The organism is Paenibacillus macquariensis (assembly GCF_900156375.1).
Lineage (GTDB): Bacteria > Bacillota > Bacilli > Paenibacillales > Paenibacillaceae > Paenibacillus_AQ > Paenibacillus_AQ macquariensis.
Genome location: NZ_FTNK01000004.1, coordinates 187,096 through 202,411 on the forward strand (window position 1 = coordinate 187,096; position 15,316 = coordinate 202,411).

Sequence of the window (15,316 nt, forward strand, 5' to 3'; positions counted from 1 at the left end):
TAAATTCCTTATTTCATTATGGAAAACATTCTAGGAATATTTGGGTGTTTTCCTCAAAAAAACCTTGACTTTATCTCCATTTTTCCAAAATCGCGTGGAAGGGGTTGTTGTTCAGCCCACTTATCGCGATTGGAGCGTGTTTTGTTTATGAAGCCTTCTTTCATTCCTCATGCGGATTACCAAACTTTTGTTCGCCATCATTTGCAAACTTCTTTTGGTCCCGGCATTGTCCTGATTCACAAAGATTGGCCGCTTGCTGTGAAACTCTGGATGACGGATTTGTCTGCCATCACAACCTTGCTTGTTGATGAATACTCCGATCGAGGTCCTGAGCCTCGTGATCCTGCCTCACTCTTACGATCGTATCTCATCCTTCTCATGACGAATCCGGGGATGGGACTCACGGAATGGGTGAATGAACTGCAACGTACACCTATCTATGCGATTCTCAGTGGCTTTCAACCGGGTGATCTTCCCGGTGTAGGCACGTTCTACGACTTCTTCCATCGTCTTTGGCCAGCTGTAGATAAGAACCTAAGACCCCACTTGCAACGCAAGCGCAGGGGGAAGAAGAAAGGGAAGAAAAAAGGCGAGAAAGCACCTGCCACACCTGGTAGAGTAGAACGATTGGTCAAATGGATGATGCGTCATGCCAACAAGAAAACAACGTTGCCTGCTGATCATCTTTTCCAGTTCTTTCAATCTCACATTCTCTCGGTGTCTGCACGTTTAGGTCTACTCGGGGATCTCTCGGCGCTCAGCTTAGCCGGCGATGGAACACCGATCGTAACTGCCGCCTATCCCCGAAGCAAACCTACGTGTGAATGTCGTGCCCGCGGTATAGTCGATTGCAACCATCATCGTCTTTACTCCCAGCCCGACTGCAACTCGGGCTGGGACAGTGCCCGTGAGAAATACTTTCACGGGTACCATCTGTATATGATCTCCGCTGCAGACAGCAAACACGATTTACCCTTATACCCCAGACTGCATCCTGCTTCCCGGCACGATGCGGTCAGTTTGGTCATGAGTACAGTTGAATTTAGACAACGTTTCACCTTGGGCACGGTAGATAAAATGCTTCTCGATGCCGCGCATGATGCGGAATCCATTTATCTTCTGCTGGAGCATCAAAGCATAGAGCCCTTTATTGATTTGAATGTTCGGTCCAAGAAGAACACAACTAGCAAAGGGCCAAGCAGCATTCAGATCTCGCCCAAAGGGATTCCGATTTGCCCAAACGGAAACCCGATTTGCCCAAACGGAAACGACTACAAGCTCCATCGTCGCAAGTGGCGATGTACACTGACATGTGGCTGTACCACCGCTAAATATGGTCGTACGTTTTACACGAAAACCAAGGATGATCCCCGTCTTTTCACGAAAACGCCTCGCGATTCGGAACAATGGAAGCTCATTTACAAGCGTCGCTCATCCATTGAGCGTTCCAACAAACGCGAGAAGATTGACTACAAGCTTGAATCCGGTGGACACCGCTCTACGATGATGTGGTACATGCGACTCTACAGCATTATGATCTGCCAACACATCGATGCTTGGTACGTCAGCCAGAAAGAAGAATGGGACAAATTGAGATCGTTGATTTGTCCTTCTGTAGCCTAAATTTTTAAAAAATATAGTAGAGAAATTGGCGAAGTCTGCCCTTTTTTGAAACTGGCTTTCATTTTCCAAATTTTCCAGCGAAGTAATCCATGTTTTTCAATTCAACTACCAATTTGGTTCATTTAATGCCGAGAGGCTATTTCATACTGATTGTTTGGGGAGTGAGGATGGAAATGAATAATTATATATTATCTTTTACAAAAAAGTGGCTTAACCTCAAAATCAGTGCTTGACGAGGTGAGCTAATACCTCCATGTTTCCGTCAGAAAATTCGCCTAATAGATGATACCCTGATGCGTATCGCACATACTGATACAGCGAAAAATTGAAATATGTATAGAATCACTAGTGTTCAATTAATAGTTTAGTACCGTAATGACACAAGCGGAGTGCTTAATATTGATGGTTCTGAATCAATAAATGAGATGTGACAGTACGGCTCAAGACATTGAGTCCATTTTTGTCGAATGATTCTATAATTGGAACTTTTTAAGGCCAGGCGCGTATCAATGGTGAATATTAGCTTTTTTACTGAAGTATATGAAATTACAGGAGAAGCAATAAACCTAATAATCAAGGAGTGGCTCGATTGAACATCAAAACATATACAGAATCCAACCGTGAAGCTTGGAATGAAGTAAATCCCATTCATCAGAAGCATAACCCGATCCAATTAAGTGAGGCTTTTCAAGCAAAAGGCTACTCCACGCTTGATGAACACATCACTCGTACATTTCTCCGACTAGGGTTGCAAGGACGTAACGTGGCGCAGCTCTGCTGCAACAACGGTAGGGAAGTATTGTCTCTGGTCAACCTAGGTGCACAAAGCGGCACTGGGTTTGACATTTCTGATCACGCCATTGAGGAAGCCAAGGGGCTTGCCACAACTTCCGGCTTGCCCTGCACATTCGTCCGTATGGATGTTTACGACATTGATAGTGTACATAGTAATCAATATGATCTGATATACATATCTATCGGAGCTCTGACTTGGCTTCCTGATTTGAACAAATTTTTTAAGATTGCCTCTACCTTGCTTAAAAAAGGCGGTTTGCTCGTTATTTATGAAATGCATCCAATGTTGAACATGCTGGCTATGGAAGATGAGCCTGAATTTGAAGATCCCATGAAAATCGCCTTTTCTTATTTCAAAAGCGAGCCGTGGATTAACAATACCGGTATTGATTATGTTGGAAACACGACCTACGAATCTGCAACCAATTATAGCTTCAGTCATACACTGGCTTCCATTTTCAATGCAGTCATTAAAAGTGGCATCCATATCACTGAATATGAGGAACATAACCATGATATTTCTTGTGTTTTTGCCCATTTGGAAAAAGAAGCGAAGCTCCCCATGAGCTACACTATGATTGGGAAAAAAGCATAGTCACCTTTATTGAATATGTAAATACATGTGGAGTGCTCAATATTGATGATTAGAAATTATAATGGGATGTGGCATTTTCGCTTAAGAAATGTTGGGTGATAGGTGTACAAGGCACGTTGCTAAGGGCGTTGATAAAGGAAATCCATATGGAGGCAGACAGAAAGAGTATTCTGCTGTACCAGTCAGCGATATACGGAGATACGTATCGCACATACTGGTACAGCGGAAAGTTGAGTCGCTTGATTATTTAATGAAGTCGATTGCGATTACATTCGACTAAAATGCCTGCTTTGTAGTGTTCACGGTTCCTCATAAAATAATGGCGTCGTTGATAGGCTTTAATACGATTATGACGGCCTTCGACTGTGGCGTTTGTCCAGCGGCAGTGATGGTAATTAATGATCTCTTCTTGCCAATTTCGCATCGTTTTCAGTGTGCTTCTTACTTCGTCATGGTCGAGTTGTTCTCCCTGCTTACACCAACGTTCGAATCCAAGCTTAGCCACTTCAACACTGGATGAGTAGTCATACCATACGGTAAAAGCTTCTTTCCATTCCCATACACGTTGCAGAAGAAGAGAATAACTCAGTAATTCACCCAAGCACTTCTTGCTTTCAGGAGCAAGTGATTCTGCTTTCGGGTTTAAGAGTCGATGATTGGCTTTTAAGCGTGCTTTTGCTCTGGGGGCGAGCGTGTGTTGTACCGATTTGCGAACTTCTTGCAAGGCTTCTATGACATAACCGTGGACATGAAAATGATCCGCAATTCGAATCGCATTTGGAAAACATTCGCTGATCCAAGTATGATAGGCGCGAGCCAGATCCATGACGACTGCTTTAGGTTCTAATAGAAGAAAGTCAGGATGGTGCTGAGCATACGCTCTTAAATCTTCCAACTTTCGTCCGGGTAAAAGGTCGAGCATCATTTCTCCTTTCAGGTCATGGATTCCTGTATTGTAGGTATGTCCTTTTTTGATGGCGAAGTCATCGACACCCAAAACCAATCCATTACTTTCCTTTGCTTGTTTCCAGGCTTGCTCCGTTAGTAGTTCGCATTCCTTCGGCACAAATTCATTATGCATTTGTTGTACCGTGGTCGCCGGCGCTTGCTGCATACGAGCGCTATGTGCAGCTGTGGAACCGAGTGCTTGCTCGGCAGCACGTTCTCGAAAAAGATGGCTGTACCGTCTTTTGGGTCCAACACACAAGTAATCCCAGACAAAGCCAGCCTCGCATTTTGAGCAATGCATTCGAATAGCAGATAAGAGCAAATATACTTTTTTCTCAAATGCTGAAAGATGGCGCACCTTGCGTACTCCGTTGTTTCCCTTGAGGATGACAAATTCATCGGATCGGCAAATGGGGCAGCATTGTTTGGCTGCTACAGGTGTTACTTCTATATGAACTTCATCTGCACTCATCGTCAAAATCTGACAAATTTGTAGCTCTGGTATGTTGAGCATTTCATTGATATACTGGGTCTGCATCTGTCATTTCCTTTTTGTTGTTGGGTAGGACCTACAACAATAGAGGATTGCCAGATGTTTTTCCAATTTCAACCTTTATTCAATTCTTCAAGCACTGATTTTAGTTTTGAGCCTAAAAACAATGACCAAAAATCCACGCCAATTTTTCAATGTAGTTTGCATCTAGAATGCTAGATACGGATGGACAGTAAATGTTGGAATAGGGTGGAGTTTTCATGGAGTCGTCACCTTTTTAATGTTTTGTAGAGGTACAAACATTTTACTAGGTTGGCGACTTTTTTCTATTTCTTATTGGTTAATCAGCAGGCATGAACAAGGAAAAGGCGCTGCAAGTAAACCGTATTAAAATTATGAAAATAGGAATGGGGAGTAAGCGATGAGCAAGAAACTGAGATTCCGTGACGACGGCACTTTCAAGATCGTGCAGTTTTCCGATGTGGAGATTATCGATGGGGAAATCGGCTACGGCTCGAAAACGATGGAAACGATGGAACGCGTCGTTCAAGACGAGCGTCCAGATCTGATTGTTTTTGCGGGGGATGTAATCGCTAGCGGGGCATGTAAAAACCATGCACAAGCGCTATGTGATGCCGTATCGGTTGCCGTGGGTCACGGGATTCCTTGGGCGGCCGTTTTCGGCAATCACGATTCCGAAGTGAATATTACGCGAGAGCAGTTACATTTCTTGCAGCTTTCTCTACCGCATAACGTTGCTCAGCCGGATCCTGAGGGAGTAAACGGCGTCGGTAACTTTGTATTGAACGTATCGGACAATGACGGCAATACGGAAGCCGTTTTATATTTTCTAGATTCGGGCGAATACTCCCCACTTTCTGAAGTTGGGCTCGGTGGCTACGATTGGATTCGACGGAGTCAAATCGCTTGGTACGTTGATCGGTCCCGTGAACGGACGATGAATAATGGCGGCAAACCTGTGCCGTCGCTGGCTTTTTTCCATATTCCGTTTCCTGAATACAAGGAGCTTTGGGATCATCACGTTTGTTACGGGATCAAAAACGATCCCATCTCCTCTCCGGCGCTCAATTCCGGTTTGTTTACGGCAATGAAGGAAATGGGTGATATTATGGGCACGTTTGTCGGACACGATCATGACAACGATTTTTGGGGGACGCTTCACGGCATACGGCTTTGTTACGGTCGCTCAACCAAATACGCATTGACGGAAGGGTTTGTAACAGGTGCACGGGTTATCAAGCTGACGGCAGGGCAGCGCGATTTTCAAACTTGGATTCGGCTCGGCGACGGTTCATTAGTGACAGAGCAGCCGGAACATCATCCTGAAAGCAGATAAGCTGCAAAAGACGGAGGGAATGTAAGTGGAAATTACGGCTTTCTACATAGCTACGGACGGCAAAGACAGCAATCCGGGAACGAAGGAAGCCCCTTTGGCCACGCTGGAAGGCGCACGAGGGGCGATTCGAGTTCTGAAGAACACGTCCAGTCTTCCAGAAGGCGGCATTACCGTCTTCATGCGAGGTGGCGTTTATCGTTTGACCGAATCGTTCCTGCTCGAGGAAGGCGATTCCGGCATGCCTGAGAAGCCAATCGCATATTCAGCCTATGGCGACGAAGAAGTACGTTTGATTGGCGGCGTTGATTTGCCTGCGGACAGCTTTGGGCCTGTTACCGATCCTGAGGTGCGTGGACGCCTGAACGAGCAAGCGAGAGATCGAATCGTACAAATTGATTTGAAGCGGCTTGGTGTTGTCGATTACGGTCGAATCGTGCATACGGGCTTCGGACTTCCGCCTTCCATTGCGAATCCAGAGCTGTTTTTTAACGGGCAAACGATGGCGATCTCGCGTTACCCGAACAGCGATTACGTCAGAATTGAAAATGTCATCGATGCCGGTGGCAATCCGCGAATAGTTGATATGGACCCAGAGCGATTAGCCGAAGAACAGCTGAAAGGCGTGAAACTCGCATGTGCGGATCCACGTCCTTTTAGCTGGAAAAACACTGGCGATCTCTGGATGTATGGCTACTGGTATTGGGATTGGGCCGACGGGAATCTGCGGATTGCTTCGATCGATGTGGCAAATAGGCAGCTGCATACGGAAAGAGCAAGCCATTATTCGGTGCGCGAAGGGCAACGTTATTTTTACTACAAAATTCTAGAGGAGCTTGATGCACCGGGCGAGTGGTATTTGGACCGAATGAGCGGATTGCTTTATTTCTATCCGCCGACGCCGATTGTAGAAGGCAGCAATATTCAACTGTCGCTGCTCGGCGATCCGATGATCCGTCTAGAGGACGTTTCCCATGTTGCAATTAAGAAGATTATGTTCGAAGCTTCACGGGGTTCAGGGGTTCAGATTAAGGGAGGTTCGCATAATGCCGTTGCCGGATGTACGCTTTGCAGGATCGGCGGCTTTGCCGTCGTACTTGGCGAGACGTCTGACAATGGAGTGAATGCCGGCACCGATCACCGTGTACTTGGCTGCACTATTTATGATACAGGTACTGGGGGGATTTATTTGGGCGGAGGCGATCGGTTGAAGCTAACGCCTGGGCGCAATGTGGCCAGCAACAACGACATTTTCAACTACAGTCGTTTAAAGCGGACGTACAGTGCAGCCATACAGCTGAAGGGAGTCGGCAATATTGCTGTGCATAACGAGATACATGACGCGCCTCATGTCGGCATCTTGTGCAATGGAAATGACCATCTGATCGAATACAACGACATTTATCGGGTGTTGACGGAAACGGGCGATGCTGGCGCGATCTATATGGGGCGTGATTGGACAGAACAGGGGAACGTCATCCGCTACAACTACATCCATCATATCCATAACGAAGAGACGGAGTTGCATATTGGCGTTTACTTAGACGATATGGCTTCAGGAACGAAAATTTACGCCAATGTGTTCCGAGACATCGATCTTCCGGTCCTGATTGGCGGAGGTCGGAATAACGAAATGACGAACAATTTGATTGTTGATTGCCAGAAATCGCTGCTTCTTGACGATCGTGCCATGCCCGGTTGTTGGGCTGCCTATCATCTCGACGAAGGGCAAGTCATGCAAGAGAGGCTAGAGGCGATGCCGTACCGGGAAGAGCCTTGGTGCAGTAAGTATCCGAGTTTGATGTCGATTTGGCAAGATGAGCCGGGAACACCCAAGTTCAACACGGTTATGAAAAACATTTTATACCAGACAGGGCCGACTACATACGGCAACTATCCGGCTTATGATGATACGATGGCAATCGCTGAATCTGCTCGAGAATACGGAACGATCGAGCAAAACTTTGTGATGAATGAGGACTTGCTTATTATTGATGAAACAGAGGGGAATATCAGTTTCAATGAGGAGTCTCAGTCGTTTAAGGGGATTTCGTCCTTCGAGCCGATTCCGTTTAAATCGATCGAACTGTGCAAGGAAGAATATCGAGTAGGCAATTTCCACTCTGGGAGGATCAAAGATGAGCCAAATAAGTTCGACAAAAGTTAGATTAGGCGTGATCGGTCTAGGGGGACGTGGAATTAGCCTATTAAGTAACCTACTGGACATGCCAGATGTTGAAATTTCGGCTGTTTGTGAAGTTTTTGATGACAGGCTTCAGGTGGGAATTGAACAGGTTGTAAAATCGGGGCGTCCCAAACCAGAGAGTTTTCATGACTATAGAGAACTGTTAGCACTGCCAAATATCGATGGGGTCGTTATTTTCACTTCATGGACCAGTCATGCCCAAATCGCAATTGCTGCCATGAAAGCAGGTAAATACACAGCAACAGAGGTCGGCGGGGCTTCGTCACTTGAAGAATGCTGGGACCTGGTTCGAACTTCTGAGGAAACAGGTATGCCTTGCATGTTGTTGGAAAATTGTTGTTATGTGCGCAATGAAATGGCGATCCTCCATATGGTCAAAAAAGGGATGTTCGGAGAATTGATTCATTGCCAAGGTGGCTATGAGCATGATCTTCGAGATGAAGTTGCGATGGGTCTTGAAAATAGACATTACCGTTACCAACAATATTTGAACAGAAACGGTGAAATTTATCCCACTCACGAACTAGGGCCTATAGCCAAATACTTGGACATCAACCGTGGTAACCGATTTATGACGTTGACATCGATGGCCTCCAAAGCTCGTGGCATCCATGAGTGGGTGGTAGATCAATTCGGCAAGGATGATGCCAAGGCCAAATTGGCATTCGCCCAAGGAGATATCGTGACGACGATGATCAAATGCGCACATGGGGAAACGATACTCCTAACTCATGACACGACTTTGCCTCGTCCGTATTCAAGAGGCGGCAGAGTGCAAGGGACACGGGGACTTTGGATGGAAGATAACAATTCGATTCATATCGAAGGAAGAAGCCCTTTGCATACTTGGGAGTCCTTTGATCCTTACTTGAAGGAGTTTGAGCATCCACTATGGGAGCAATATATTAAAATGGGTGTTCGGGGCGGACACGATGGCATGGATTATCTTTGCCTTCGAGCGTTTATAGATAGCGTTAAAGAAGGTACTCCAACGCCTATCGATGTTTACGATACCGTTGCTTGGATGGGGGTTACAGCACTATCGGAGCAATCCATTGCTCTTGGTAGCATGCCGGTTCATTTTCCTGATTTTACGAATGGGCAATGGATTAATCGAGCGCCAAGCATGCCAAGCAAATATTCTCTGGATACTATCCCAACGAACGACCAGTTTGATTTATGACGTTTTGAAGAAAAGACTGCAATTCTTGTATAAATATTTTGGCTGCTTGCCCCATGAATTTGTCAGTACGATATAAGATGCAAATGTCTTGACTTGGCGTGGGGTGAAGCAGTTTTACGGCAACAATTTTGTCATTGTTCATATAATCTAGCAGCATTCGGGGAAGTATGGAGGCGCCTATACCTTGTTCGATCAAGGACACAAGCGTCGATAAAGTTGAGCTTACTATCGAATTGTCAATCGCGATTCCTTTTTCATCACAGCACGACTGGAGGACTTTCGAAATCTGATGTTCGGAACTGAACATGACCATTTTTAGCTGCTGAAGTTGTTCGAACGGAAGTGCTTTTGACTTCGCAAGTGGGTGATCAGATCGGATTGCCAAGACAAACTCCTCGTGAAATAAGGGGATAATCGAGATTCTTTCATCTGGCTTGAGTGGCAATGTAGTGACTCCGAGATCTCTTGTGCCGTTAAGTACTTGTTCGTAAACGTCCACGGTCTCCGTAACGCTGATCGCAAGCTTTGGGTAAGTCTTATGGAAATCGATAAGTAAAGCGTCAAATAACAAATCCCCATCTCCCGGCAAAATGCCGATATCCAGCCTCCCACCTTCCATTTTCTTAAGATCAGATATTGCCCTTTTTGCATAGTCCACTTGTTCAAAGATTTTTTGGCTTTGCTCAAGCATAATTTTTCCTGCTTCGGTTAACTTGATCCGCTTGCCAATACGATCGAATAGAGGGAGCCCGAGCTCGTTCTCCAAAAACTTGATCTGCTGACTCAGATTCGACTGCGTGGTACATATGTTTTCGGCCGCCCTTGAGAAATGCATCTCTTTACAAATTGCAACAAAGTATTCAAGCTGTCGAAGTTCCAATGTGCAATGCCCCTTTCGATGATAGATTTTCCTCAACTTGATTATAACGGCACAACCACGATTCCAACAATTTCTAATTTACCATTACTGAAACCGATCAAATGCATCGGAATCTCGTGATTGTTGCGTTGTGTTGCGTCAAGGTAAGATTGAGATGTGAAAAGAACAACTCAAATAGGAGGAGGATTCATATGACACAATCGATTATCAATACGGGGAAAGTGCTTCGTCAGATCATCATCGGTCAGCTTCAGGGTGTATCGGATTCACAGATGGACATCCAGCCGGAGGGCTTCCATAATACGGTTCGCTGGAATGTTGGTCACATGGTGTATTGGTTGGATAAATACGCAACATTAAGTTTCGGCTCCCCATCAGCCATTCCGGCTCAATACGAGACTTTATTTAACTCGGGAACGAAACCTTCGGATTGGACGGTAACACCTCCGTTGAAGGATGAACTGATCGGGATATTAATGGCACAGCTTTCCAGTCTCTCTGAACTGACACCAGAAATGCTCGAGCAGAAGCTACAATCGCCGTTTGAAATAGGTCCGTTTCAATTCGTTACAGCAGGGGAATTGTTTAATTTCGCATTGATGCATGAATCGATTCACCTTGGCGTCCTGATGAGTCAGTTAAAGCTCGTACCCCAAAGTTCCAACATTTGAGTTAAGAGCGATCGAGTGATCCAGGTGAAAGAGTGAGGTTGAGGTGGAGTCATTTAGGATTAACGAGTTAAGGGTAGCACTGTGAAGTTTTCCACGGTACTACCCTATTTTCATGCCCGTTTTCTCACCTAACTTGCTCTATACAATACTTTTATCCTCGAATCTTGTTGATAGAACAATTAGGGTCGTTGAAAATCCGAAAGTGTTGCATGTATCAAGAAAACTTGTTAAAGATTCACTCGTTTCCGTTAACACTTTCATTAACTAGTCCTGTAAAGGTCAATGATCTCAGGAGCCGATTCACTGAAAGCTTCGAAATCCGTGCATTTATTCGATTTGAACAAAATGAATGCGGTTGTATACTTGCCTAGCTTAGATGGAGAGAGCTCCGCCCGATAGCCCATTATTACTCCTTGCTCCTCCAGCTTTCGAATTCTTTCCGTTACTGCTGGCTGCGACATCGCTATGTTTCGGCTCAACTCGGATATGGGAATCCGGGCATTGTTGTGTAGCGATGATAAGATTTTAGTATCGATTTGGTCCATAAATACAACACCTCATTCTTAAAGGTCAACAGTCTAAAGCAACTTAATAATTAATTTTCTAAACCCTGAATGCCTTAGTAATCTTATTTAAATTGTATGTTATCTTTCATAAAATGTCATTATCAAGCGAAACACAAAAGGAGAAGAAGAATGATGACATTGCCATTAAACGAATGTGGAAAGAACGACGGGGTACATTTTTTTACGACAGGAGATGGGCACCGTATTGCATATCGATTCGATGGACCAGCAAATGGACCTGTATTGGTTCTCGCAAACTCAATTGCTACAACGTTTCACATGTGGGATGGACAAATTGAAGAGTTATCGAACCATTTTCGCGTACTCCGCTACGATTTTCGGGGACATGGCGCCTCGGATGCCCCCATAGGAACATATTCGATTGATCGGATGGGAAGGGATGTGGTCGAGCTTCTCGACGCGCTCCATATCAGCAAAGTACATTTCCTCGGACTTTCGCTTGGTGGTTTTGTCGGACAATGGCTCGGCATCCATGTTCCTGAGCGGATTGATCGACTGATTCTGGTCACTACATCCTCTAACTTAGGTCCTCCCGAAACATTCGATAGACAGATAGCCGGCGTATGGAAAGCTGAAAACCTATCAGAAATCGCCGACACGTTTCTTGGTAACTGGTTCCCTCCTCATATGTTGGAGACAGAAGGGGATGTCATATCATCTTTTCGAGCAATGATACTCTCCACGAATAAGCAAGGGCGTGCAGGCGCATATGCTGCGATCCGTGATTCAGATATGCACCGGACCATTGCACTTATTAATAGTCCGACATTGGTGATTGCTGGACAGTACGATAAGGTGACTCTTCCTAGTCATAACGAATTAATCGCTGCAACGGTGCCTAATGCGAAATATGTCTTGCTACCTACAGTCCATATGCCGAATATAGAGCGTCAGGCCGATTTTCTGAAGGCAGTGTTCGAATTCTTGCTCCTGAAATAAATGGGTAAAGATTTCATTTTGAAGAGCTTTTATATCTAGTTATTTTTACCTATTGTAGAGGCGCAAATCTTTTTGCCACTCGGTAAAAAGATTCCTTCCAGTCGTTCGTGATGATGCTTCCAATGTAACCATCTGGTCGGATCAAAATCAAGGTGTCCCCAGTGATGCCATAAATACTTTGCATTTCACCCGAAGCATCATGAAGTCTCATATCATCGTCTCCACTGCCATGACCAACGGAATAACGTTTCAATTCCGCACCTCCTGGCGACCATTTCAGTTCTTGAAGTGCATGGGTAGCGTTCGTACCAAAGGCTAGAAGCGTAAAGTGCGGCCCTTTATAAATATCGAATAGACGTTGAACACCATCTGCTCCGGTACAAGGTGCGTCAGGTGCCCTGTCACCAACCTTTAGCGTCTTGGTTGCTGCAGCGTCAGAAGGGGCAAGTGGTCCAGCATAATAGGTGATGCCTAGTTGGCGCTCCTCGTCACCGCGCTTGAGGGCGGAGAGACGTAGCTTATCAATGCCTGCATATAGCTCGCTAGACTTGCCAAGTACACGTGCGGCAATCGGCAGTCGTTCCTCTTCGTAACTATCAAGAAGACTGTCGGGAGCACCAGCGAGCACTTGACCGATTTTCCAACCGAGATTATAGGCATCCTGTACACCAGTGTTTAGTCCCTGTCCACCTGAAGGGGGATGAACGTGAGCAGCATCACCTGCCAGAAAAACTCGGTCCAAGCGATATTTCTTAGCAAGACGAATATTAGGCCGAAATACCGAGGTCCATGTGATGTTATGAAGCCTTAAACCAGTGAGCTTGTCGAATAGTAGGATTAGTGCATCTTCATTAAGGTCAGGCTTTTCGTTTGGCGTGAGTCGAATCATAATCTGGAATTGATCGGAATGAGGCAGGGGACATGCGGCGACGGTTTTACCGTGCGTACGTGCCCATATATGCCACCGATCACGAGACAGTCCGTCAATTGTTGCATCAATGATAAGTGAACGATCAGTGTCAAAGGTTTCTCCAACGAATGGAATGCCTGAAGCCTTACGGACGGTACTCGAGCCACCGTCAGCTCCAACTAAATATTTGCTGCGAACCACTTCTCCCGATGAAAGTGTTGACGTCACGCCGTTTGAATCCTGTTCGAAGTTATCAACGCTAGTATCGAAATAAATGGACAGCCCAAAGCGGTCGATCAGGCGATGCAAAATCGCGTCGGTTCGGTTCTGAGGCAATAGCAAAATATTCGGATAAGGAACGCTGGAAGTCGCCTTTATATTCTGCATCATCCGCCAAGGCAAGGTAATGGGACCAAGATGGAAGCCCGCGACGGGGTAAGGACCGCCTTCAGCGAGAGCTTCATCAACTACGCCGAGATCGTGGAACACCTCCTGGGTCCGTGGCTGGAGACCTTTGGCACGAGATCCCTTGAAAGCGTGCTGAGCTTTATCAACTAATCTTACTGTAAGCCCTCGCCGCAGTAGGTCAGCAGCTAGCGTTGAACCTGTAGGACCAGCGCCGGCGATGAGTACATCAACATCATGGATTTCAGTCATTTTGTATTACCTCCAAAAACTTATTGTTTCCAAGGAAACGTAACGTTTCTTATGAAACAATAATAATGCTAAGGGTAATCTTTTGTCAATATTGTTTCCGTGGAAACTTTATTTATTATTTTTCCCTTGTTATACTGGTATCACTGATATCGGAGGGGAACTAAATGAGCAATCATGCAATTGACAAGCAATTAAAAGAACACTTGATCAAGGAACTAATAGAAAAAGTTAGTGCGATGCAGCATAAATTTCAATCCGAAGATGACGAAGAGAAGGACTGGCTGATTCAAAATAGTCCTAATCCTGTCGTTGCAGAGTTGGTCAAAGAACTGACAGTTATGATGCTGCACGTTATTGACGCGATTGGTAAACTCGAGCCGGTAAATGGGATTACCATTTCTAAGCAATTAGGGATTTCCAAAGGGAGTGTCTCCAAAATCACCAAAAAACTGGTAGATAGAAAAGTCATTCAAATTGAGTATCTGCCAGATAACAAAAAAGAAATTTTGTTTCGAACTACACCAATGGGAAACGAGATCTATCGTTTGCATATAGCCCTGCATCATCAAATTGAAATCGGGGTTAATCATTTTTTACAACGGTATAGTGAAGAAGAGCTACGTTTTCTCGTTAATACGTTTCAAGAAACGTTAAAAGCATCTTGGGTTTTATCGGAGTCAAATGAGGAATTTAACGCACCCATTCAGAGCGACGAACGCACCAAGAATGCGCAAGTAACAGACACGATCCTAACTGCTACAGTAAACAAGGAAATGGAAGAGATTGCGGAAATGCTAAACAATCTGGATTTAAGTAACTTAAAAAAGGCAAAAACGATACTTAAAAATGTCTTTTTTACGGACTATACGGACTCTGTGGTTGAATGAAGGGGATTTTGTGTCAATTCACTACTGAATTGATTTGAATATCATGAAAAACTTCATCCGTATAGTTAGAAGTGAAAGCAAGTAACAAGCTCTCCGGATGAATACAAAGGTACCCAACGTCTAGATACTTTTTCTAAGTGTCATGGCGATGGGTACCTTTGTATTTTGAATAACGAATAGGGGATCCTTTAATTTTCATAACTGAATAGAGGTTCTAATCAAGCATAGATATAGAAGATCGAATTCTATACAATTTTCTTTTTTGAATGTATATTTTAGAGAAATGTTAAAAATTTGTAGCTGAATTACTCCGGAATTTGAAGGGATGTTATGTTTTTATTCTTTTTGAAAGGAATGGGACTTGTTACGATGACATTAGATCAATATGAATTATAAATTGGGAGTGGACCATTTATTGAGAAAAATTACAGCAATTAGAGTCGGCGCCTGGCAACATGAGGCGGGAACTTATGCGCCTTACTCATTGAGCAATCCAGAATTGATTCAATTTTTTGCCGTTGTTGATGCAGACCAACTGCGTAGAGAAATCTTTCGCAAATGTCATCACATATAAATAATAGGAGGGCA

The 15,316-nt window shown here is 44.7% G+C and carries 12 protein-coding genes and 1 pseudogene; 9 read left to right on the forward strand and 4 right to left on the reverse strand.

Features of this window, described 5'->3' with window-relative positions:
* Positions 1–147 precede the first annotated feature (147 nt).
* Positions 148–1,623 carry a transposase gene (locus BW961_RS09380; RefSeq protein ID WP_068585522.1) on the forward strand — a complete coding sequence of 492 codons (1,476 nt, stop codon included), beginning with the start codon at positions 148–150 and terminating at the stop codon, positions 1,621–1,623.
* Positions 1,624–2,212: 589 nt separating this feature from the next.
* Positions 2,213–3,013: a class I SAM-dependent methyltransferase gene (locus BW961_RS09385; protein WP_169810290.1), complete on the forward strand. Its 801-nt coding sequence runs from the start codon at positions 2,213–2,215 to the stop codon at positions 3,011–3,013.
* 247 nt (positions 3,014–3,260) lie between these two features.
* Here BW961_RS09385 and BW961_RS09390 read toward each other — a convergent pair whose 3' ends face one another.
* On the reverse strand, positions 3,261–4,499 hold the full coding sequence (locus tag BW961_RS09390; RefSeq protein ID WP_068585517.1) for an ISL3 family transposase: 1,239 nt from the start codon (positions 4,497–4,499) through the stop codon (positions 3,261–3,263).
* Between the two features lie 376 nt (positions 4,500–4,875).
* On the opposite strand from BW961_RS09390, the gene BW961_RS09395 reads away from it, so the two are divergent.
* From BW961_RS09395 to BW961_RS09405, 3 genes are read left to right on the forward strand one after another with little or no spacing between them, the layout of a single operon-like run.
* Positions 4,876–5,811 carry a metallophosphoesterase family protein gene (locus tag BW961_RS09395; protein WP_068585513.1) on the forward strand — a complete coding sequence of 312 codons (936 nt, stop codon included), beginning with the start codon at positions 4,876–4,878 and terminating at the stop codon, positions 5,809–5,811.
* Between the two features lie 25 nt (positions 5,812–5,836).
* On the forward strand, positions 5,837–7,975 hold the full coding sequence (locus BW961_RS09400; protein WP_068585511.1) for a right-handed parallel beta-helix repeat-containing protein: 2,139 nt from the start codon (positions 5,837–5,839) through the stop codon (positions 7,973–7,975).
* Positions 7,947–9,197, forward strand: a complete 1,251-nt coding sequence (locus BW961_RS09405; RefSeq protein ID WP_068585508.1) for a Gfo/Idh/MocA family protein — start codon at positions 7,947–7,949, stop codon at positions 9,195–9,197. The genes BW961_RS09400 and BW961_RS09405 overlap by 29 nt, the downstream gene beginning before the upstream one ends.
* Here BW961_RS09405 and BW961_RS09410 read toward each other — a convergent pair.
* A complete protein-coding gene (locus tag BW961_RS09410) occupies positions 9,166–10,077 on the reverse strand; it encodes a LysR family transcriptional regulator (protein WP_068585506.1) in 912 nt (303 codons plus the stop codon). The two genes, BW961_RS09405 and BW961_RS09410, sit on opposite strands and share 32 nt — an antisense overlap.
* 191 nt (positions 10,078–10,268) lie before the next feature.
* Here BW961_RS09410 and BW961_RS09415 point away from each other — a divergent pair, with 191 nt between their 5' ends.
* A complete protein-coding gene (locus BW961_RS09415; RefSeq protein WP_068585503.1) occupies positions 10,269–10,748 on the forward strand; it encodes a DinB family protein in 480 nt (159 codons plus the stop codon).
* A gap of 138 nt (positions 10,749–10,886) precedes the next feature.
* Here the strand turns inward: BW961_RS09415 and BW961_RS09420 are convergent.
* Positions 10,887–11,293, reverse strand: a pseudogene (locus tag BW961_RS09420) (Lrp/AsnC family transcriptional regulator).
* 150 nt (positions 11,294–11,443) lie between these two features.
* On the opposite strand from BW961_RS09420, the gene BW961_RS09425 reads away from it, so the two are divergent.
* Positions 11,444–12,274: an alpha/beta fold hydrolase gene (locus BW961_RS09425; RefSeq protein ID WP_244555911.1), complete on the forward strand. Its 831-nt coding sequence runs from the start codon at positions 11,444–11,446 to the stop codon at positions 12,272–12,274.
* A 49-nt stretch (positions 12,275–12,323) separates the two neighbouring features.
* Here the strand turns inward: BW961_RS09425 and BW961_RS09430 are convergent, their stop codons facing one another.
* Positions 12,324–13,841 carry an FAD-dependent monooxygenase gene (locus tag BW961_RS09430; protein ID WP_068585499.1) on the reverse strand — a complete coding sequence of 506 codons (1,518 nt, stop codon included), beginning with the start codon at positions 13,839–13,841 and terminating at the stop codon, positions 12,324–12,326.
* 164 nt (positions 13,842–14,005) lie between these two features.
* On the opposite strand from BW961_RS09430, the gene BW961_RS09435 reads away from it, so the two are divergent.
* Together BW961_RS09435 and BW961_RS29845 are read left to right on the forward strand one after the other, a co-directional pair.
* On the forward strand, positions 14,006–14,728 hold the full coding sequence (locus BW961_RS09435) for a helix-turn-helix domain-containing protein (RefSeq protein ID WP_068585497.1): 723 nt from the start codon (positions 14,006–14,008) through the stop codon (positions 14,726–14,728).
* Positions 14,729–15,143: 415 nt separating this feature from the next.
* Complete coding sequence (locus tag BW961_RS29845) at positions 15,144–15,302, forward strand: hypothetical protein (protein WP_156510132.1); 159 nt, start codon at positions 15,144–15,146, stop codon at positions 15,300–15,302.
* Positions 15,303–15,316: the final 14 nt, after the last annotated feature.

Bases quoted from the DNA above. Each gene is read 5' to 3' on its own strand.
- BW961_RS09380 (WP_068585522.1), top strand. From the start codon at position 148: ATGAAGCCTTCTTTCATTCCTCATGCGGATTACCAAACTTTTGTTCGC.
- BW961_RS09390 (WP_068585517.1), bottom strand. From the start codon at position 4,499: ATGCAGACCCAGTATATCAATGAAATGCTCAACATACCAGAGCTACAA.
- BW961_RS09395 (WP_068585513.1), top strand. From the start codon at position 4,876: ATGAGCAAGAAACTGAGATTCCGTGACGACGGCACTTTCAAGATCGTG.
- BW961_RS09405 (WP_068585508.1), top strand. From the start codon at position 7,947: ATGAGCCAAATAAGTTCGACAAAAGTTAGATTAGGCGTGATCGGTCTA.
- BW961_RS09415 (WP_068585503.1), top strand. From the start codon at position 10,269: ATGACACAATCGATTATCAATACGGGGAAAGTGCTTCGTCAGATCATC.
- BW961_RS09425 (WP_244555911.1), top strand. From the start codon at position 11,444: ATGATGACATTGCCATTAAACGAATGTGGAAAGAACGACGGGGTACAT.
- BW961_RS09430 (WP_068585499.1), bottom strand. From the start codon at position 13,841: ATGACTGAAATCCATGATGTTGATGTACTCATCGCCGGCGCTGGTCCT.
- BW961_RS09435 (WP_068585497.1), top strand. From the start codon at position 14,006: ATGAGCAATCATGCAATTGACAAGCAATTAAAAGAACACTTGATCAAG.